This window comes from Shinella sp. JR1-6, from assembly GCF_004284735.1.
Taxonomy (GTDB): Bacteria; Pseudomonadota; Alphaproteobacteria; order Rhizobiales; family Rhizobiaceae; genus Shinella.
Window position 1 is genome coordinate 1 of sequence record NZ_SHMI01000048.1, and the last position, 19717, is coordinate 19717.

At 60.7% G+C, this 19717-nt stretch carries 23 protein-coding genes; 16 read left to right on the forward strand and 7 right to left on the reverse strand.

All coding sequences use genetic code 11. From position 1 onward, the window contains the following. Nucleotides 1–653: 653 nt before the first annotated feature. Entirely contained in the window at nucleotides 654–845 is a 192-nt protein-coding gene (locus EXZ48_RS32340) for a helix-turn-helix transcriptional regulator (RefSeq protein WP_245462419.1), read from the reverse strand. A 214-nt stretch (nucleotides 846–1059) separates the two neighbouring features. Beyond that, nucleotides 1060–1977, reverse strand: a complete 918-nt coding sequence (locus EXZ48_RS32345; RefSeq protein ID WP_130521103.1) for a LysR family transcriptional regulator — start codon at nucleotides 1975–1977, stop codon at nucleotides 1060–1062. 197 nt (nucleotides 1978–2174) lie between these two features. Here EXZ48_RS32345 and EXZ48_RS32350 point away from each other — a divergent pair, with 197 nt between their 5' ends. The 13 genes from EXZ48_RS32350 to EXZ48_RS32410 all read left to right on the forward strand — a co-directional run bounded on the left by EXZ48_RS32350 (nucleotide 2175) and on the right by EXZ48_RS32410 (nucleotide 14154). Further along, entirely contained in the window at nucleotides 2175–3068 is an 894-nt protein-coding gene (locus EXZ48_RS32350) for an NAD(P)-dependent oxidoreductase (RefSeq protein ID WP_130521105.1), read from the forward strand. A gap of 28 nt (nucleotides 3069–3096) precedes the next feature. Further along, entirely contained in the window at nucleotides 3097–4602 is a 1506-nt protein-coding gene (locus EXZ48_RS32355; protein WP_130521107.1) for an aldehyde dehydrogenase family protein, read from the forward strand. Between the two features lie 23 nt (nucleotides 4603–4625). Further along, nucleotides 4626–5759 (forward strand): glutamate cyclase domain-containing protein, encoded by a 1134-nt coding sequence (locus tag EXZ48_RS32360; protein WP_130521109.1) that lies wholly within the window; start codon nucleotides 4626–4628, stop codon nucleotides 5757–5759. Beyond that, nucleotides 5756–7057, forward strand: coding sequence for a selenocysteine synthase (locus tag EXZ48_RS32365; protein ID WP_130521111.1), 1302 nt, complete (start codon nucleotides 5756–5758; stop codon nucleotides 7055–7057). Before EXZ48_RS32360 ends, EXZ48_RS32365 begins: the two co-directional genes overlap by 4 nt. Then, nucleotides 7054–8064 (forward strand): glutamate cyclase domain-containing protein, encoded by a 1011-nt coding sequence (locus EXZ48_RS32370; RefSeq protein ID WP_130521113.1) that lies wholly within the window; start codon nucleotides 7054–7056, stop codon nucleotides 8062–8064. The genes EXZ48_RS32365 and EXZ48_RS32370 overlap by 4 nt, the downstream gene beginning before the upstream one ends. Nucleotides 8065–8097: 33 nt before the next feature. Continuing rightward, a complete protein-coding gene (locus EXZ48_RS32375) occupies nucleotides 8098–8946 on the forward strand; it encodes a transporter substrate-binding domain-containing protein (protein ID WP_245462420.1) in 849 nt (282 codons plus the stop codon). Between the two features lie 35 nt (nucleotides 8947–8981). Beyond that, a complete protein-coding gene (locus tag EXZ48_RS32380) occupies nucleotides 8982–9641 on the forward strand; it encodes an amino acid ABC transporter permease (RefSeq protein ID WP_130521116.1) in 660 nt (219 codons plus the stop codon). Then, nucleotides 9641–10288, forward strand: a complete 648-nt coding sequence (locus tag EXZ48_RS32385; RefSeq protein WP_130521118.1) for an amino acid ABC transporter permease — start codon at nucleotides 9641–9643, stop codon at nucleotides 10286–10288. Before EXZ48_RS32380 ends, EXZ48_RS32385 begins: the two co-directional genes overlap by 1 nt. A 10-nt stretch (nucleotides 10289–10298) precedes the next feature. Beyond that, entirely contained in the window at nucleotides 10299–11102 is an 804-nt protein-coding gene (locus EXZ48_RS32390; protein ID WP_130521120.1) for an amino acid ABC transporter ATP-binding protein, read from the forward strand. A gap of 8 nt (nucleotides 11103–11110) precedes the next feature. Next, the gene (locus tag EXZ48_RS32395; protein ID WP_130521122.1) at nucleotides 11111–11866 is read left to right on the forward strand and encodes an amino acid ABC transporter ATP-binding protein; all 756 of its coding nucleotides are present in this window, start codon (nucleotides 11111–11113) and stop codon (nucleotides 11864–11866) included. A gap of 31 nt (nucleotides 11867–11897) precedes the next feature. Then, nucleotides 11898–12767: a transporter substrate-binding domain-containing protein gene (locus tag EXZ48_RS32400; protein WP_130521124.1), complete on the forward strand. Its 870-nt coding sequence runs from the start codon at nucleotides 11898–11900 to the stop codon at nucleotides 12765–12767. Between the two features lie 65 nt (nucleotides 12768–12832). Beyond that, a complete protein-coding gene (locus tag EXZ48_RS32405) occupies nucleotides 12833–13495 on the forward strand; it encodes an amino acid ABC transporter permease (RefSeq protein ID WP_207900569.1) in 663 nt (220 codons plus the stop codon). Continuing rightward, on the forward strand, nucleotides 13495–14154 hold the full coding sequence (locus tag EXZ48_RS32410; protein WP_130521126.1) for an amino acid ABC transporter permease: 660 nt from the start codon (nucleotides 13495–13497) through the stop codon (nucleotides 14152–14154). The genes EXZ48_RS32405 and EXZ48_RS32410 overlap by 1 nt, the downstream gene beginning before the upstream one ends. A gap of 99 nt (nucleotides 14155–14253) precedes the next feature. Here EXZ48_RS32410 and EXZ48_RS32415 read toward each other — a convergent pair whose 3' ends face one another. Next, nucleotides 14254–14583 carry a single-stranded DNA-binding protein gene (locus tag EXZ48_RS32415; RefSeq protein ID WP_130521128.1) on the reverse strand — a complete coding sequence of 110 codons (330 nt, stop codon included), beginning with the start codon at nucleotides 14581–14583 and terminating at the stop codon, nucleotides 14254–14256. Nucleotides 14584–14616: 33 nt separating this feature from the next. After that, on the reverse strand, nucleotides 14617–15126 hold the full coding sequence (locus tag EXZ48_RS32420; protein WP_165909493.1) for a hypothetical protein: 510 nt from the start codon (nucleotides 15124–15126) through the stop codon (nucleotides 14617–14619). Between the two features lie 52 nt (nucleotides 15127–15178). Here EXZ48_RS32420 and EXZ48_RS32425 point away from each other — a divergent pair, with 52 nt between their 5' ends. Further along, the gene (locus EXZ48_RS32425; RefSeq protein ID WP_050746458.1) at nucleotides 15179–15442 is read left to right on the forward strand and encodes a helix-turn-helix transcriptional regulator; all 264 of its coding nucleotides are present in this window, start codon (nucleotides 15179–15181) and stop codon (nucleotides 15440–15442) included. Between the two features lie 86 nt (nucleotides 15443–15528). After that, nucleotides 15529–15993, forward strand: a complete 465-nt coding sequence (locus EXZ48_RS32430; protein WP_130521130.1) for a hypothetical protein — start codon at nucleotides 15529–15531, stop codon at nucleotides 15991–15993. Nucleotides 15994–16254: 261 nt separating this feature from the next. Here the strand turns inward: EXZ48_RS32430 and EXZ48_RS32435 are convergent, their stop codons facing one another. Further along, nucleotides 16255–17097, reverse strand: coding sequence for a TIR domain-containing protein (locus tag EXZ48_RS32435; RefSeq protein WP_207900571.1), 843 nt, complete (start codon nucleotides 17095–17097; stop codon nucleotides 16255–16257). 174 nt (nucleotides 17098–17271) lie between these two features. Further along, nucleotides 17272–18057, reverse strand: a complete 786-nt coding sequence (locus tag EXZ48_RS32440) for a hypothetical protein (protein ID WP_130521134.1) — start codon at nucleotides 18055–18057, stop codon at nucleotides 17272–17274. Between the two features lie 242 nt (nucleotides 18058–18299). On the opposite strand from EXZ48_RS32440, the gene EXZ48_RS35155 reads away from it, so the two are divergent. After that, on the forward strand, nucleotides 18300–18509 hold the full coding sequence (locus EXZ48_RS35155) for a hypothetical protein (RefSeq protein WP_165909494.1): 210 nt from the start codon (nucleotides 18300–18302) through the stop codon (nucleotides 18507–18509). Nucleotides 18510–18705: 196 nt separating this feature from the next. Here EXZ48_RS35155 and EXZ48_RS32450 read toward each other — a convergent pair whose 3' ends face one another. Next, on the reverse strand, nucleotides 18706–19338 hold the full coding sequence (locus EXZ48_RS32450) for a DUF433 domain-containing protein (RefSeq protein ID WP_130521136.1): 633 nt from the start codon (nucleotides 19336–19338) through the stop codon (nucleotides 18706–18708). Nucleotides 19339–19717: the final 379 nt, after the last annotated feature.

The window sequence follows — 19717 nt, forward strand, 5'->3', positions numbered from 1 at the left end:
CCGACGCGACAAGCGGCTTGCCGCGCCTGCCCCTTGATCCGGGCGGCCGGCGATGTCAGGGGCGAAAGAGATGATGCCGTCGCCCCGTCATGTCCATTTGACGATAAGACCGCCCAGCACTATGTTGCGAGTTAACAACTAACTCAGCATCCTGAGAGACATGGGCTCCGGGCGGTTGGGGGAAAAGCCGGCGCAAGCCGGTTTTTTTATGCCTTGGAGCAAGGAGTGCCAGCGTTAAGCGCGCAATGCGGCCCGTCGCCGGGCCTCAGTGCCGGGGGCGCACGCCACCGACGGACAAGCGATCGTCACCGGGATCGGCGGAGACGGCCGCAGGCTGGCTCCGTGCCTGCGTGGAGCGCGGCCGACCGGAACGGGGGGTGGCCCAACAGGATACCGAAGAAGATCACCCTCATGGAAAAACGCCCGTTTCCCACGAGGCTCCGGAAAACCCTACGGCGCTATTGGAGAGCGCGGGTTTCCTCCGCCTGCTCCGCTCACCGGCAAGGCCGGTTCGCTGCGGCCGCGGCCGCGCCGTCCTCACGGCGCTGCGGCTGGAAAACGGGCCCCACCGCCGGAAGACGGGCAGTACGAGGAGCGCAGGATCGCGATCGACGAAGCCCGTCCTCATGCAAAGGGCGCGTCCGTATCAAGGATCAGACGAGTTCCAGGTGAAGCCTTCGACCGACGGCATTGGCAGCGCGGGCAAGCACTGCAAGCGTTACCCCTTGATACTCGGGGTCAAGAAGCCGGTCGATCTGCGATCGACTGGTATGCAGCCGCTTCGCCATCTCGGCCTTGCCAATGTTCTGCTCTTTCATCGCCTGTTCAAGCTGATACGCGAGCACCCTTGGCACCCTCACTAAAAGCCGGATTGCCGATGAAGACGCATAGCGGACAATCTCTATCCAAGCGTGACGGCGGAGGCGGCCGGGACGGCTCAGTGCTCACACCGAGCGCGGCCGATCGGAACGGGCAGTGGTCCGACAGGATGCCAGAGAACCTCGCCATTATTGAAAAACTAACGCTTCCCACTAGGCTCTGGAAAACCCTACCGGGTAGTCAGGATTCGCCGAATAGGATGCAGGACCGCTGAAACGCCTCCAAGGCCGACCCGATGGCCGGACGAGCCTTGCTTCCTTTCGCAACCGCTGAGAACAATCGCCTCTGGGTGACGGGGCGCAGGTCCAGACAGCGAAAATCAGGATCGATCTTTATGTTGTGCGTCGCGAGGCCTGGAAGTACCGTGACGAAGTTTCCGGTCCGCACGAATTCCAGCGTGGCGGCAATGTTGCGGCAGCTCGCCATGACGTTCGGCGAGTATCCTTCCGCGTGGCACGCATTGACGATGAAGGACTGATAGCCGACGGCGGCCTGATTCAGCGCCCATTTCTCCTGCGCCAGCTCCCATAGCTCCACCGTGCGGCGGCCGGCCCCCGCAAGCCGATGATCGGTCGATACGACGGCCTTGAAGGGGTCGATATAGAGCGGCTCGAAATCGAGCTGAAGCGCGAAGTTCTCCGTTCCTGTCAGGTCGTCGACGATGGCGATGTCGACCTGTTTCGCCGCCGTTGCCTTGAGGCCGTCTCCCGGCTCCATCTCGTTGAAGAAGATTTCAAGCGACGGATGATGCTTCACCAGATGCGTTATCGCCTGGGGAATGATGGTGGCAGCCGCCGAGCCGAACGCGGCGATGCGCAACTCGCCGGTGACTGTTTGCGCGGTGCGCGCCAGGTCTGCTTCCACCTCATTCACGGCCTGCAGGATGCCGCCGACTCCGGCAAGGAGACGCTCCCCAGCCGATGTCCATCGCACGCCCTTGCCGGAGCGCTCAAACAAGACGAGACCGACTTCCTTCTCCAGAAGCGAAAGCTGCTGGGAAACGGCAGGTCTCGTCAGGTTCAGCGATCGAGCGACCGCCGAGATAGTGCCGAGGACCGAAAGCTCGTGGAGGAGCTGCAACCGCGACAGGTTTAGCATGTTGTCACCCGTAAGTTTTACTTACATGCACTGTTATCAAGCGTCGCCTTTTCTTTCACTCTGTTTCTGCGTTCAATAGCAAAAAAGGGGAACAAATCCAAAGAACAAGATCCTCGACAGTGCGTGCTGCGAGATTGCTCTTCTTTGCCTTCCCCTTTGAACAAAAGCTTTGTTGCGCATCATAAGGAAGGTGCAGGATGACTACGATTGCATTCATTGGCGTTGGTCGCATGGGTTCGAGAATGGCGCTCCGCCTGCTCGATGCAGGCCACGTCGTTCACGTCTTCGACCCCAATACGTCCGCCACCGCCGAGCTCGCGGAAAAAGGCGCAGTCGTGGAGACCTCGGCGAAAGCCGCTGCCGCTCCGGCGATGTTCGTCCTTAGTAGTCTTCCGAGCCCGGCCACGCTGCGCGATGCTATTGCGGGTGAGAACGGCATTTTGAAGACTGTGGCCGCCGGCGCGACGGTTATCGACTTCAGCACGGTCGATGCTTCGACGACCAAGGACGTAGCGGCACTCTGCGAAGCCAGGGGCGTCCACTTCATGGATGCGCCGGTCAGCGGTGGCGTCGCCGGCGCGGGTGCGGGTACGCTTCTTGTCATGGCTGGCGCTAGCCAGGATGTCCTCGATGCGGCCCGCCCCGTCCTCGGCCCGATTGCTGGCCGTATCGTGCATTGCGGCCCGGTCGGTTCCGGCCAGTTGACCAAGCTCGCCCATAACCTTCTGACCGCGATCAACACGGTTGCCCTCGGTGAAGTCCTGTCGGCAAGCGTCAAATCCGGCGCGAACCTCTCCGTCCTGACGGAGGTTCTCTCCGGTGGCCTCGCGGGTAGCAAGATGCTCGACTACCTGCCCAAGACCCTCTTCACTGAGGAGCGTCCGGCAAACTTCGCCCTCAACCTGATGCACAAGGACATTTCCCTGTGCCTCGAGGAGTTCTCTGCGTACCCCATGCCGCTCGGACAGATGGTCCGCCAGATTTACAACATGGCGCGTGCCGAAGGCCTCGGGGCCAAGGATTCCACGAGTGTCGCGGAAGTTTTCGAGAACCTTCTGAAGGTCGATCTGCGCCTGCCCGCAAGCGCCTGATCACCGGCATCGAAACAAGGAAAACACAATGTCCCAGACAAAAGAAGCCGTGAACAGCAAGGCGGAGATCGCACTCCCAACCGCCGGCCTTTCGGGTCAACTGATCGACGGCGCGTGGGTCATGCCGGCCGCCGGCGCGACGCTTGACGTCACCAATCCGTGCCGAAGCAGCGTCATCACGGCACTCGGCGCGGCCGACAAGCAGGACGTCGATGCGGCGGTCGCAGCCGCAAAGGCAGCTTTCCCCGCTTGGCGGCGTCTCGCATCCCGCACGCGCGGCGCGCTCCTGACGGAGCTTGCCAATCGCGTCGCAGCGCATTCCGAGGAGATCGCCCGTATTCTCGCGGCCGAAACCGGTAACGCCTTGCGCACGCAGAGCCGCCCGGAGGTGATGAGCTCCGTCGAGGTGCTGCGCTACTACGGCGGCACGGTCGCCGAACAGAAGGGCGAAACGCTCCCGCTCGGCCCCGGTCTCTTCAGCTACACGACACGTGAACCGCTTGGCGTCGTCGCTGCCATCATTCCCTGGAATTCGCCGCTGGTTCTCGCCGCCGTGAAGATCGGCATGGCCCTCGGCACCGGCAATACGCTGGTGCTCAAACCGGCGGAAGATGCGCCGCTCGCGGTCATCCGGGTTGCCGAACTTGCAGCCGACCTGTTCCCCAAGGGCGTCTTCAACGTCGTAACCGGCGTCGGCGAAGTAGCGGGCGCTGCGCTTTCCGGCCATCCGGACGTCGCGAAGATCTCGTTTACGGGTTCGGTCGAAGTCGGCAAGCTGGTGGCGCATGCCGCAGCCGACCGCATTGCCCGCGCCACGCTGGAGCTGGGCGGCAAGAGCCCGACCATCGTCTATCCGGATGCCGCGACCGACGACAGGATCGACGGCCTTGCCGTAAACATCATTGGCGCGATGCGCTTCGCCCGACAGGGCCAGTCCTGCACGGCCGGTTCGCGTCTCTACGTCCACCGGGACGTGTTCGAACCGGTTTTGGCTAAGGTGGTGGAGAAGCTGGCCGGGATGAAGATCGGTGACGCCCTCGACGAGGAAACCGATATCGGCGCGATCATAAACGAAGAGCGCTATAGCGCGGTTCGTGAATTTATCTCCGAAGCGGTCAGCGCAGGTGCTGAGGTCGTGACCGGCGAAGTACCGTCTGCCGTCGGCGAAAGCGTCGGTTTCTTCCCGAAGCCCACCATTCTCAAGGGCCTTACCAACGACTGGCGCATTGTGCAGGAAGAGGTTTTCGGCCCGGTTCTCGTCGCCATTCCGTGGAGCGATGAAGACGAGGTCATCGCCTGGGCCAACGACACCCACTATGGTCTCGCCGCCTACATTTTTGCGAACGACCTGACCACGGCTCTCAATGCGGCCGGCCGCATCGACGCCGGCTGGTTGCAGGTCAACCGCGCCGGTGGCCAGATTCCCGGCATGTCCTACGGCGGCGTCAAGCAGAGCGGCATCGGCTCCGAATACTCCATCGAAGGTGCTCTCGAAGCCTATACGGCGCGCAAGAGCGTCACGGTCAATCTCTGAAGCCAACGGCAAGAGCCAAATCGATGTCAAAAACGATTCCCATCAATCGCGAACTGACTGCCGCCGATATCGATCGACTAAGCGTCTTCGGTGAGCGTTTCGATCGACTGATGACATTGGAGGTCCGCCCCCTTACGGGCGGGCTTCCCGCCGGGATCGTCGTTCCGACTTATCTGGCGTGCCGGGAAGCGCAGGGCGAGCCGTCCTCGACGCTCGCGGCGCGAAAGCTGCTTGCTGCAATCCGTCCCGGTTCCGACGTCGTGATCGCGACCGGCGCTGGCGTCTCGCCGAAGCTGCCGCTTGGGGAAACCGACGGTCCCCCCGGCGCAGTGGCGCTTGCGCGCAGTCTGGCGCTCGGCTTCGGCGCGAACGTGACGCTCGTCGCGCAGGAAGAACATATGCCAGCCATCGATGCCTGCGTTCGCGTCATCGAGGACTTGGCCTCATCGCGGGGCGTGATCGCGACGGCGATTTTTCCGAAGGGCCAGGCGGAAGGGCTTGCAGCCGCCGCAAACATCTTCAACCGGCAGAACCCGGCCGCCTTGATATTCGTCGAGCGCGACGGTCCGAATGAGGCGGGACATTATCACGGCGTTCGCGGTGATCGCCGTCCGCCGGGAACGGTCGCCGATATCTATCGCCTGGCGGACGAGGCGAAGAAGAGAAACGTCCTGACGGTCGGGATCGGGGACGGCGGAAACGAAATCGGCTTCGGCAAGATCCGGCAGGCCGTTGCCGGGCTCCTGCCGCGCGGCGGCCGCTCACAACCCGATGAAACGGGTGTCGTGACCGTGACGGAAACGGACGTTCTCGTCAGCGCTTCCGTCTCCAACTGGGGAGCCTATGCCATTTCCGGCGCGCTGGCGATTGCGCTTGGTGACGAGACGCTTGCTCATAGCGGCGACCGGGAGCATGCGTTTATCGTCGCCTGCATCGCGGCTGGCGCTCTCGACGGAGCGACCGCGCGTCCCGCCCTTGCCGTCGACGGTATTGACTGGCGCGGCCATTCGGGCGTCGCGGAGCTGATGCGCAGCATCGCGGTCGCCGCCAATTCCAAATCTGAAACCAAAAACGCGGCCACAGCATCCGGCGAGACGGAGCTGCTGATTTTATCGGTGCTCGATGATGCACAGGCCACAGGAGGTTGTCACTCATGAGCGCATCAACGCAAAAGGCCGAAACCGCGCCCGTTCGCACGGACGCCTTCGGCAACGCGATCGATCCCGTCGTCGGCTTCGCGCGCGGGCCGATCATCCGGTCCAGCATCGAGGAGGCCAAACGCCTTCGCCACGGCCAGGCCGTTGCGGCAAGGCGCGTGCAGGAACGCGGCCCGCGGTCGATCGGGGTGTTCACGGGCAACCAGCGCGATTTTCCGGTGCGCCCGGAAGACATCGCGACCAATTGCGAGGAATGGGTCGGCCCCGGCCTCTATGCCGAGGAGCTGCGTAGCGTCGCCGTCGAGCATCTCGGCGGACGTGATGGCGACGGCTGCGCCGTCTTCAACAGGACGAGCGCCGGGATCGTGGCGACGATTGCCGCCCTTGCTGGCGGGAAGCCAGTCCTGTCAGTCGTGCCGGCCGGCGACCGGTCGCATGCTTCGGTTGTGCGCGGCAGCGCGCTCGCCAGGGTCGAATTGCGGGAGGTTCCGTCCGACAGGGACTGGCGCGCCCATATCGGAGATTGCCATCTGGTCATCGTCACGACGGTAACAAGCGCCTTGGCGCGGCTCGACGACGCACTTGCCGTCGCCGTGATCGAGAAAGCGCACAAGGCCGGCGCGATCGTCCTTCTCGACGAAGCCTACGGCGCCCGTCTTCGCCCCGTCCTGCATGGCGGGCAGAAGGCACTTGCGCTCGGCGCGGACCTCGCGATTACCAATTGCGACAAGGCCGGGCTTTCGGGGCCGCGCGCCGGCGTGCTAGTTGGTCGGTCCGGGCTGGTCATGGCATCTGCCGCCAAGGCCGCCGAATATGGCATGGAAGCGCGCGCGCCGATCGCCGCCGCTGCCCTTCGCTCGCTGCAAAAGTTCGACCCCGGTCACCTGACGCAGGAAGCAGCCGCCGGACAGGAGCTTGCTGCCGCGCTTGAGGCAAAAATGGGTGCAGGCATCGTCGTGCGCAGCGATCTCGGCCCGATGGTCGACGAGAACGCAATACTTGCCGTCATCCTCGAACGTGCGTCAGTCTCGGCGGATGCGATCGCCGTCGTGCCCTGCGAGGCGACCGCCGCGCTCGGGATGTTGCTGCTGGAAGATCACGGCATCCTGACGGTCAACACCCACGGCCAGCCGGGCGCGCGCGTCTCGCTGCGCCTCAAGCCGACGCTTGACGCCCTTGCAAGCGTCGGAGGCGTGAGTGCCGTCGTGGATGCAGTGGACGACTGCCTCGGTAAGATCGCCGCCATCGTCACGGATGAAAACGCCATGAGAACGCTGATCCTGGGGGAATTCGCATGAGCGCTTCGAATCTTGCCGCAATCGACGAGCGCCTGGACCGGCTTGTCAATCTCGACCTCGGCGGCCGCGGTGTAGAGCATCTTCATGCCGCGAGCCGGCAGTTGCTCGGGGCATCGCCTGTCGGTGCGGCCGCCGACCGTCTGGCGGCGCTGAAGCACGAGGATGTGGTCCTGGCGACGACGGGCTCCGTCTCCCGCGCCTGGATCTCGCCCGAGATCGGCGAGAACGACGGCCCCGCCGGATTGGCAGCCGTCGTCCGTGCCGTCAGCCTGTCTCGCCGGGCCTTGTGCGTCGTCCTTGCCGAGGCGACCCTGATCGAACCGATCGGCAAGCTCCTGACGGCAGCCGGCGTCACGGTCGTTCCGGTCGAGCAAGGGAAGATCGCCGCGCGCGACAAAAGCCTCACCGTCGTGTCGATCCTGCCCTTCACGACGCGGGACGAGGACGCCGGCGCTGAAGCCGCCCGCATCCTGGATGAGCTGAAGCCGGCTCTGCTTTTCTCGACCGAACGGGTCGGCCGCAATGCCGATGGCATCTATTGCAGCATGCGCGGCGTCGACTACGGCATGGATCGGGCGCGCATCGACTACGTGTTCGACGAGGCCGTCCGGCGTGGCCTGCCGACGGTGGCGGTCGGTGACGGCGGCAATGAAATCGGCATGGGCGCGGTGGCGGAGGCGGTCCGGGCGCATGTCCGCTTCGGTGACGCTCGTCCCGAGGGCGGGGCCGGCATCGGGGCGACTACCGGCGCCGACATCCTCGTCACGGCGGCGGTGTCGAACTGGGGCTGCTATGCCATCGTCGGGGCGCTTGCCGCGCGGCTGAAGGATGCACGGCTGGTCCACACAGCCGAAATGGAAAACACTCTTTTGAAGCGGGGCGTCGATATCGGCCTGATCAATTCGGTCGACGGCGTGATCGACGCGAATGTCGATGGCATCCCGCTTTCCACCCATCTTGCGATATCCGAGATCATCGAGGGCATCGTCAGGCCAGCACTGCGCTGAAGCGCGGTCCCATCAAGCAAAAGGGGAATGAACATGAATAGCAAACTTCTTTCCGCAATGCGCGCGGTCGTTACAGGGGTTCTTTTCGCAGCGGGCGTCACGAGTGCCGTGCAGGCGCAGGAAGCCTCGCGGCTCGACGAAATCCTGTCGCGCGGCAAGCTGATCGTCGGGGTATCGAGCGAGTCGCCGCCGTTCGGCTTCGTAGATGAAAAGGGCGAACTCGTCGGCTTCGACATCGACATCGCCAAGCTGATCGCCAAAGCCACGTTCGGCGACGAAACCAAGGTCGAGTTCGTGCGCCAGAGCGCCGCGCAGCGTTGGCCCAATGCGCAGAACGGGACGGTCGACTTCGGCGCGCAGACGACCAGCATCTATGCGGACCGCGCCCAGAAGGTCGCTTTCACACGGAGCTATATCGATGGCGGCGTCGTGATGATCGTGCGCAACGACTCTCCCTTCCAGACGCTCGCCGACTTCAACAAGTCCGACGTCACGATCGCCAACCTGACGACGCCGACGCAGGAAGAACGTGCCAAGCGCCTCTTCCCCGAGGCGCAGATCGCGACCTTCGACGGTATCGCGGCGCAGTTCAACGCCGTGAAGCTGGGGCGCGCGAGCGGTGCGCAGCTGGATGGCCCGGTGGCCGCCTGGTACGTCAAGCAAAACCCCGACATGCGCGTCGTCGAGGAACGCCTGACCGACGTCGTTAACACCGGTCTCTTCATGAAACCGGGAGACTTCCGCCTCTGGCAATATCTCGACCTGACCGTCAGCGAGATGACAGGCGGCTATCTCTTCGCCGACTATACCAACATCTACGAGAAGTGGTTTGGCACAAAGCCCCTGAACACCAAGTGGTATCTCAATCAGCCGAAGCAGTGATCAGCCTTCGGGTTCGATAAAGAAGGGGAATTCCATTGGATGCGTTCATCGTCTTTTTCACGAGATATTTGCCGGCGTTTGTCGATGGCTTCCTCATTACGACGTGGGTGGCGGCTCTTGCCGCCCCCGCAGCCATGCTCTGGGCTCTAGTTCTGATTGTTCCTCGCCTGGCCCGCTGGGCATGGTTGACGCGCCTCGCCAGTGCCTATGTCGAGATCATGCGCAACTCGCCCTTGCTGGTGCAGATGTATCTCCTTTATTTCGGTCTGCCGCTCCTCGGCATTTTCTGGGGCAGCATCGCCTGCGGCGTTATCGCGATTGCCCTTCAGCACGGCGCGTTTCTATCCGAGATCCTACGATCGGGTATCCAGTCCCTTAGCCAGCGGCAATGGGAGGCAGGCAGCGCGATCGGGATGCGCAGGTCCGCGGTCATTCGGCTCGTCATCCTGCCGCAGGCTTTCATCAAGGTCCTTCCCGCGCTCGGGAACCAGCTCATCGTCCTCGTCAAGGATACCTCGTTGGTTTCGGCCATCGGCGTCATGGACCTGACGCTCACCGGCAAGATGACGATCGAGCGCTCGGGCGCGTCGTTCGAGGCGTTCATCGCCGTCGCGATGTTCTACCTCATTCTCACCAGCGCGCTCGGTATGACCCTTCGCGTCATCGAAGCCCGCGCAGCGCGGAGGTATGGCTGATGTTTCCCGTCCTTCAAACGAATTTGCCCTATCTCCTGCAAGGTGCCGTCTACACCGTCATCCTTTCGGCGATCGTGGTCTCCTGTGGCACGGTCCTCGGCGTCGGTATCGGTGTCCTTGCGTCGGTAGGCGGAAAGATCCTTCGCTCGGTTATCACGGCGTACATCTTCGTGTTCCGCGGCATCCCCGTATTGGTCGTGATGTTTCTAGGCTTCTACAGCTTTCCCGCCATGGGTTTGCGGCTGGACGCTTACACTGCGGTCGCCGTCTCTATGATCGTCTATGTCGGCGCCTTCGTGGCTGAGGCGACACGCGGCGCGATCGCTGCGGTTTCCGCGGGCCAGATGGAGGCCGCCAAAAGTCTTGGCATGCGCAAGAGCGTGATCATGCGGGAGATCATCCTGCCCCAGGCGATGCGTCTGCTCATCGCGCCGGTGCTCAATATCTCGCTCATGGCGATCAAGCAGACCTCCTACGCCTCTATCGTCGGAGCCTGGGAACTTTCGTTCGCAGCCCGCGAGGTAGTGGAGCGCACGCTTGCGGCGTTCCAGATATTCCTCGGCGTCATGATCATCTATTTCGTCATCTGCTACCCGCTTTCGCTCGCCGCGCGCTCGCTCGAAAAGCGCCTGGCCTTCGATCACTAAGGAGCCCAAAATGAATCAGGCTGCCGCCCTCCCGACCCAGAGCGACGAGATCGTCGCGATCAGGGGTCTGCGCAAGTCCTACGGGACGCTCGAAGTTCTCAAGGGCATCGACATTTCGGTCAAGCGTGGCGAAGTTGTCGTCGTTCTCGGCCCAAGCGGCTCGGGTAAGTCGACCATGCTGCGCTGCGTGAACTTCCTGGAAACCTTCGAACACGGGACCATTACGGTTGATGGTCGCCCGGTCGGCTACAAGACCGTGAACGGAACCCGCAAGCCCGTCAGCGAAGCCGAGAATGCCAGCCTCCGCGAACATGTTGGCATGGTGTTCCAGAGTTACAACCTCTTTCCGCATCGCACCGTGCTTGAGAACGTGATGATGGGCCCGGTCAAGGTGAAGGGCATCGCCGCCGCGACGGCGCGCGACATCGCCATGCGACTGCTCGGCAAGGTCGGCATGGACCACAAGGCCGACGCCTATCCGGGACGCCTGTCGGGCGGCCAGCAGCAGCGCGTTGCTATCGCCCGCGCGCTCGCCATGGAACCGTCCGTCATGCTCTTCGACGAGGTGACGTCGGCGCTCGATCCTGAACTCGTCGGCGAAGTGCTGAAGGTGATGCGCGAACTGGCCGAGGAGGGGATGACGATGATCGTCGTCACCCACGAAATGGGCTTCGCACGCGGCGTCGCCGATCGCGTCGTCTTCATGGACGGCGGTGTCGTCGTTGAGGAGGGGCCGCCGGGAGACATCATGGTCGCCCCGAAGACCGACCGTTTCCGCGGCTTTCTTTCGCGTCACCTTTCCGAGGAGGGCTGAACGCCGCCATGACCAGCGCCATCCCGACGGAAACGATCCTGCGCTTCGAGGACGTGCATCTCTCCTACGGCGCTCATCCCGTGCTGCGGGGCGTCAACCTCACCGTCGAGAAAGGCCAGGTGATCGTCATCATCGGACCAAGCGGCGGCGGGAAAAGCTCGCTGCTTCGCACCGTGAACCTGCTGCAGCCCGTCCAGTCCGGCCGGATCGTACTGGAGGGCGAGGACATCGCCACGGGCAGGCAGGACGTGAACGCCATCCGCCAGCGTGTCGGGATGGTGTTTCAGCAATACCATCTCTTCCCGCATCTCACTGTCTTGCGGAACCTGACGCTTGCGCCGCGCCGCGTGCTGAAAGAGACGCGCGGGCAGGCGGAGGCTCGAGCCCTAGAACTGTTAAGGAAGGTGGGGTTGTCGGAGCGGGCGAACCACTACCCTGACCAGCTTTCGGGCGGCCAGCAGCAGCGTGTGGCCATCGCCCGTGCGCTGATGATGAAACCGCATCTGATGCTTTTCGACGAGGTGACGTCGGCGCTCGACCCGGAGCTTGTGGGCGAGGTGCTGAACGTCATGAAGGACCTCGCGCGCGACGGCATGACCATGCTGGTCGTGACCCATGAAATGGGTTTCGCCCGCGACGTCGGCGAAAAGGTCGTCTTCGTCGCCGATGGCGTGGTTGTCGAGGAAGGTCCGCCGGCCGAGGTGCTGAACAATCCGCAGCATAACCGAACGAAGCAGTTCCTGTCGCGAACAAGCGCGGCTTGATTGACAGACGTGAAACCAGAGGTGAACGACAATGAAAATGCTCTGCGCAACGCTTGCCATCTCCTTCCTGACTCCGGCTGCGGCCTTTGCTCAGGCCGGCGCGAAAGTCGACGTGCCCGTGCCGACCACGCTCGCCAATCCCGGCAAGCTGACGGTCGGCATTAATTGCGCCTATCCGCCTGCAGGCTTCGTCGATCTCGACGGCAAGCCGGCCGGCTATGAGGTGACCATCGTCAAGCGGATCGCTGAATATGCCTTCGGCAGCGAGGCGGGCCTGGAAACGCAATGCGTCAACGACAGCAACCGCATCCCCTTCCTTCAGTCCGGCAAGGTTGACCTGGTCCTCGCCTCGCTCGCCTATACGGCCAAGCGCGCCGAGCAGGTCGACTATTCTGATCCGATCTGGGTCAGCAACCTCCAGCTCGTCGTCCCAAAGGATTCGCCCATCGAGTCCTATGGCGAACTGAAGGGCCGGAAGGTCGTCACGCCGACAGGCAGCACCTATCAGACCTGGCTGGAAAAGTGCCACCCTGAGGCTGAGCTTCTAACGGCGCAAACGCCGGCGGAACTGTCGACGATGCTCACCCAGGGCCGGACCGACGCCTTCGCCTATGTCGACGTCTACGACTACAACTTTGCTGCCAAGAATCCTGACTACAAGGTCGTTGGGGCGCTGGCCGCCTCCGCCATCCAGGGCGTCGGCGTCAGGAAGGGCAATGCCGAGATGATGACATGGCTGAACGCCGTTCTGGAGGATTTGCGCAAGCAGGATGCCTATTTCGAGGCGTTCTCCGGCGAGATCAAGGACGAGGACTTCGTCGCCAAATATCGTCCCGTCGTTCCTGGGCCCGGCGTCAAGCTCGATTACAGCCAGACGCTGAACGCGGACTGCAAGTCCTAATATCTGGCCTGTTCGTCACCTTGAGCCGCAGGGTCGGGATCGATCCTGCGGAAGGATGGAACCTCATGAATGAGACATTGTCCGCCCAGATGCTGGCGATGACCCACGGGCTGCTCAGCAGCCTGCTTGTCAGCGCCATCGGTATCCTGCTCTCGGTGGTAATCGGCGTGGTATTCGGGGCGATCCGCTACGCCCGAATCCCGGTCGTTCATTGGATCATCGGCGGTTATGTGAATTTCTTCCGATGCACGCCACTGCTGGTGCAGATCTTCATGCTCTATTTCGCCTTGCCCGAGATAGGCATCCGCCTTTCGCCGTTCGAGACCTCCTGGCTGGCGCTCGGGCTTTGGGGCGGCGCCTACCAGACCGAGGTTTTCCGGTCCGGTTTCGCGGCCGTTTCGAAACACGACATCCTCGCTGCCCGCGCACTCGGCATTCCGGCATTCCAGACCTTCCTGGACATCACGTTGCCGATCGGCCTCAGGAGTACGATCCAGGCGTCCACCACTACGGCGATCACCCAGTTCCGCTCGTCGTCCTTCATGATCGTCGTAGGCTACATGGAACTCACCTACGTGGCGAACAAGATCGTTTCGGAGACGTTTCAGGTGTTCGAGATTTTCGGGATCGCCGCGCTCATGTACTTGGCAGTGTGCCTTGCTATCAGCCTGCTTTCGAGAATGCTGGAGCGCGTACTCCATGTGCCCGGCCTAGGAGTTGCGAGATAATGGACAATTGGCTTCTTCCGGTTCTGGCCTATCTCGCCCGCGGCACGGTGACCACGTTGTGGATTTCCGTGCTCAGCCTCACTTTCGCGACGGTCACCGGGCTTCTGGTGGGGTCCCTCTCCGCCAGCCGCAGCAGGATCGTCACCGGCTTCGTGCGCGTCTATGTCGAGTTGTTCCGCGGCGTCCCGTCGCTCCTGATCCTGCTCTACGTTTTCTTTGCCCTACCGCACATCGGCATCGAGACAAGTCCCACCACGGCCTCGATGCTCGGCCTCGGTCTCTGGGGTTCGGCGAATATCGCCGAGGTGGCGCGGGGCGCCATCGGCTCCATTTCGTGGCACCAGACGATCGCCGCGCGCGCGCTCGGGATGGGGGCGACCGAGACGCTCGTTTTCGTGGTCTTTCCGCAGGCGTTGAGAAGGTTCCTGCCGCCCTATGTCGGGCAATTGACGGTCCTTATCCAGGCGAGCGCATTGACCTCCGTGGTCGGGGTCGCTGATCTTCTGGGTTCCGCAAAGCAAATGATCGAACGGCTGGCCTATGTGGATACGAGTGGGCATGCCATCGAGATCTATGCGATCGTTCTTGGGATTTTCTTCCTCATCTGCTATCCGTTGACACTGCTTGCGGCGTATCTTGAAAAGCGACTACGGGTCTAAACTCTTGCTTTCGTTGGTCCCGTGTTCATTGATCCCGTTGGCAGCCGCGAGGTTACGTGTTCGGCACGCAAGCTCGCCCGAGGATATGATCAGAGGCCTCTACGAATTATCATGCGCCCGGCTTTTTGAAACTAGGTTGAAGAGCTGTGCGATGACATCGGTGGTGTAGACCTGTTCTCCATCGCGTTCGTAGCTGGAATTCGAGATCCGGGACTCGACATAGACAAGGTCGCCTTGTCCGACATTGCCTTCAATCCACTCGGCCTGCTTCTTGTCGAGGATTGTCACCTGGACCCAGTCAGTCGCGGTTTTCCGGTCCCCATCCGCCAGCCATTCGCGGTTGGTCGCGATGTTGACTTTCAGCACATTTCTGAGTTGTACGATATTACCGACATGACCGAGAAGGGTGTGACGGTTGACAGTTCGCATGGATTTAAACCTTCCTTAACCGCTCGAAACCGTTTACTTGTGCAACTCGAACCAATGCCGCTCGGTTTGGCCAGAGGTGTCATTCTTGATGTCGAAGAAATAAGGCTCTGACCTGAGCGGTCGGGACATGGAGACCGTTTGTATGCAGCTTCGCTGCCGATCAGAGTTATAGAGACCGTGCGTATTGCCCTGGCAAACGTTGACTGTCTTGACGCACAAGTCGCCGTTCCTGGCGAAGCCATTGCGGTCCCTGCTGCTCCCGACCTGATAGCCCTCCGGGCATTCCGCATACCTCTCGTAGCCCGGCGCTCCCGTGCCACCTTCGGGGCAGGTCGGCCAATCGAACCCCGGTTTCTTCATCGCGGAGATCAGCCGGTTCATCGGCGGATGGCAGGCGGACACGCCCCTCCAGGATGGATTGGACGACGAAGCGCACAGCAGGACTTCACAACCCCACTCGCTTGCGAAAGCCGGGGAGGGAAGCACTGCGGCCGTCAGAAGCATTCCGACGATGATGTTGACAGGTGTGGCTTTGGCGGACATCGGCAACCTTCTCATCCAGCATACTAATTCGTAAATTATAGTTTATACGACAATGGCGAGCAAGCGTAAGAAGCCTGACACTGATCTTGGCACGATGATCCTGCGAAACATGGCGATGGTCATGGAGCGCGAGCGGGAGAAGCGTGAGCTGACGAAAAAAGAGATGGCGCGCGTCTGTGAGATCACCAGTCCCTTCTATTTCGCTATTCTCAACGCGACAGCGAACCCTTCCCTGCAGGTCATCACCCGGATCAGCACGAATTTGAAGGTTCCGCTGCAAGAGCTGATGATGGGTGTCAAATCCAGCGATGGTTGAAATTGATCGTCCGCACGGCTTCGCCGCCGTGATGATGCAGTTGCGCGTTTTGTAAACTATATTTAATTACCGCCTCTAGGTGTTTCATGCCGAACACGGCATTCGAACCAAAGGGGATGAGAATCTTGAAGTACCCGGTGATATCAGCGCTGCTCCTGGCGGCGTCCACGGCGTCGGCTGCAGACAATCCGATGTGGCGTAGCGGCTTCACCTGGTCCTGCGCGTTTTCGACGGTCATTCGATGCGAGCGGGCGACCGATTGCGCATCGAGCGGGGAGGCGGGCAAGATCGCGGTGGCTTATCGCGAGAACCAGTGGATCGATCCGCAGGGAAAGACCCATCCGATCAAGCGCCACTATGTGCAGACCGTCGCCGGCAGTCCGATCGGCAGTGAGGTGAAGATCGAACTCGATACGAACGAGGTGATCTGGCTTTCACCGGCCGATGCGGCCGGAACATTTTCCGACAACTGGATCGGCGCGATGCTATCGCCCAAAGCAGGCGTGATTGTGCAGGAGCTTCGTCCTCTGATTTGCAAGCCGATGAAATAGATCGCGGTGGCCTCCAATGGCTATCGTCTGAAGTAACGCCTATTGTCCTTGCGCCACCACGGATACCGTGGTGGCGCAACGCATGATCCTCGCCCGCTTTGGCAGCCGCCTTCCGGCAGCCCGCCACTTCGGTCCTGTTCGCCGCGACGAAAGAGTTCGGGAAATTTGCGACAAGCGAAGGCCGCAGTGGGGTGGAAAGGAGACAGTCAGCTTTTGGCTTGCCTGTCTCGGAAGCAGACATCCTGCGGTTGGCTGGCTAAGCTAAGACTTTACGATACCCTCGCGTTCGAGTACCTGGCGAATTTCGTCCAGCTTAGGAGCGAGGTTGTCCGTAGGAAACCGGATCTGACCAAGGCCGATGACATTCGAAAACTCCTGGCACCCTTCCTCTAGGAGTATGATTGCCTTCTTGAACCCCAATGCACCTTGGAATAGGCCGGCCTCGTGGACTACGTTCATCCGTGGGTTCATCTCGCCTGAAGCCGTCTCGTCCTCAGCAGTCATGACGATGAAGGCGAACGAAGCGTTGTCGATCATAGTTTGAAGGCGCTCGGTAGTACTCAAGCCAGCTGCCGACTCTCGGTTGAATTCGTCCCAATCGAGGCCAAGTCGATCATGCAGGTAATCCTTGAGGTCGCGCCAGATCCTCGACCTACCATGGCCGATAAACACCTTACCACCCGATTTCGCCATCGCCTGCTCCTCTGCGTCCTGAGCATCTTCCACCAGCCGCCACCCCCGGATGGTCAGCCTATACTCGTCATCCGGAACTGGCTCGATGAGCTTGCTGTCCATCGCTTCGGAAAGAATCGCATAAACGCCATCTGCGTCGACGGCCCCGATGACCCCGGTGAATGTTTCATCTTCAATTTCGACCGAGTGAAAGCGATCATCATCAGCTTGGTCGGCTATCCACTTCAGCAGAAGCAGTATTTGCCGCTCAGGTTTGGGAAGCGGCTCCGCCGCCAGTTCATCAAGATGGTAGCTGTCGACATACGGCCAATTCTCGCCCGCAGCGCGACGCCGGACCGCATGGCTTAGCCTAGCGCGTACCCGACGGTCCGAGACTCTGTTCTTGATCATGCCGATGACTGTGCCGGACACCTCGTAGTGACCGCATTTCGAACAATCAAATTGCTTTCGGTCTGCACCCGTAGATCTTCCGACCGGGCAGTCTAGGCCGCATATTGGACATCTTTCACTCATGACAGCAGTATTAGTCGATTCGGTCAGGAGTGAAATGTTGCTACCCTCATCATCCCGCAAGTTCCGAACGCGCTATTTGTGTTCCAAAGTCGACAGTATCGCCTTCACCGCGTTGATGTCCGTGCGGTCCATGGGTTTCTCATAGGTCTTTTCGACCCAGTCAACACTCATCTCCAGGTACCGCAACACGGCGCGGAATTGCGGGAGCGTCTCTGGTTTGAAGAACCACTTGAAGTTTTCCCAGGCCGTCACCGAAACCTTGACCAGCTCCTGGATGGTTGCGTTCAGGAGCTCTGGAACGAAAAATGGTCCCATATGAGCGTCAGCGCCGGGCGTTAACCGTAGCATCGTGAAGCCTGCGAATGTCGGATGGCCCGCGATGGAGGACAGGAGCTTGTAGTGCTCCATCCGCTTTTTCTCGGTGAAGCCATCTCTAGCGTCCAGCACCTCGCGTATCTTCGCCAGGTTAAACTCTTTCATGCGGTCCTGCTCGGACACAAACTTCCATTTCTGGATTAGTGAGCTATCGTTGCTGAAATAGTCCAGCAGGAATGCGGTCTCGAGTATGTCGCGGATTTGCTGGCCGGCCGCCTGGTAGTAACCGCCTAGTATCAGCTTAATAGCCGCGCCCATGGCGTTGAAAATGCGTGCCCCAAGCAATTTGACGATCAACTGATCTTCGTCCTGCTCGGCATAGTCCATCCGATAGGACTGGAGCAGGTCCATAATCATCTCGATCATTTCGACATGACGGCTTAAGGGCTCGTCTCCTTCGATCAGCGTGATCGATTTTTGTCGGGCTGTTTCCTCACCAGAGTGTAGGAAATGAAGGTTTTCGGGTAGCGGCTTTCTCGACATGTCTTCACCTGAAGATTGTTGGCCCCAGGGAGAATTACAAGAGCGAACAGCACATCGTTTCTTACCATGCGAACGGGCGTGGCGTAATTGCTATTGCCTGTAGGCTTGCCGTTTCCGTCGTTTGGCAAAACCGAAGAAATGGCAGGTTTGGGGGAGTGACTACAGCGTTTCTAGCGGCAAGAATGGGGTCGTTTCCGGTCTGGCGGTTTCCATATCACACCGAATTCTAGTTCAGGCTCGAGATGAGCCTATATGACCTGGCCGGCAAGACACTATTCGATCTCAGGAAGCATGTAGCGTGTAACAACCAGCGCATCCTCTTCCATCGAAATTTCGATAATTTCGTTGAGAAGCTCATCCTCATTCGCCAGCTCTTCCAGTACGGCCTCGAACAGATATCGCTGTCGGGCCGGAAGAACCTGGGGGACGATAATGACGAGACCCGTATGTAGCTCTTCCTTGGCGTACAGCTTTCGGAAGTCGCGGGCGTTATTTGTGACGAAGGTAAGTTGCCCTCGACAATGCGAGGCATAAGATCCCAGTCGGTTTCTCCGCTTAGTCCCAGCCAATTGACATGAAAACACTCGTGACCGCAGCTTTGAGCCACCGCCACGAGCGACGTGTGAAGGCATTCATCAATCAGGAATTTCACGAATGCGAACCTGACGACGATGGCCAAGAACCGGCTTTAAGCGGAATCCTCTTCGACTCCTTCACGGGTAGGCCTTGCTCGGAAAGGGTCTTGGGTCGGCCGCGCGCAGGATGCGCCGCGGTCCAGATTTCCGCGAACTCGATCATGCGAGGACTGAGAGAAGGGTAACCTTCAAGCAATTCCTCCACGCTAGCGCCCTGTGCCTTCATGCTGGCGATGGCCCGAACGGGAATACGGGTGCCTTTGAAGACAGCTTCTCCACCCACGACGCCCTTGACGCTATGGATCACCGAATCCGCCTCCCGCAATGCGTCCGCACGAGCTGCCAGTTGCTCGCGTGCCCGGGCCACGTCGACGATAAGATAGTCGTCGGCGCGCACCGTCTTAGCTCCGGGATCGCTTGCGATTGCATCGAAAAGGCGCTTTCTCCGTTCCGCCGAGAGGATCGAGCCGACGCCATACCATAGCTTGAGGTGCAGGAGATCGTCATCCGTGAGCGCCCGCCCACCGGTCCGCGACGATCCCGATGAGATGATCCGCTTGTCGATGGCGTTATGCACCGTCTTTACAGCAATCCCGCTTACCGCGGCTGCCTCCGCCGGCGTATATTCCCGATGCGTTGCGACCATAATCATTCTCCTTGTGAAGAACATATAGGCGGAGTAGGGTCGAAAGTAAAGATGTTCGAGGCTGACGGGCTGGCGCTGTGCGAACCGTAGTAAATGCGGACAAAGCCCACACCACGTCGTTATGTTATAACGTATCGCATAAGTTTCATTATGGAACTAAGCTATTGATTCTATTACCTAGTAGGTGATTACGCTGAAGGTGGCAAACCCCCATTCGTCCGTCGCTAGGACATAGTTATAACCGACATCCGTCTTGATGTAGGCCGTTGCGAGTTCGCGACGTCGTATCGCCTTCCACACCTGGGAGGCGTCGCCTTAACCGGCTGGTGCGGATCGAGGCAATAGTCTATCGGCATGACTGACGATGCGTCCGCCCGAT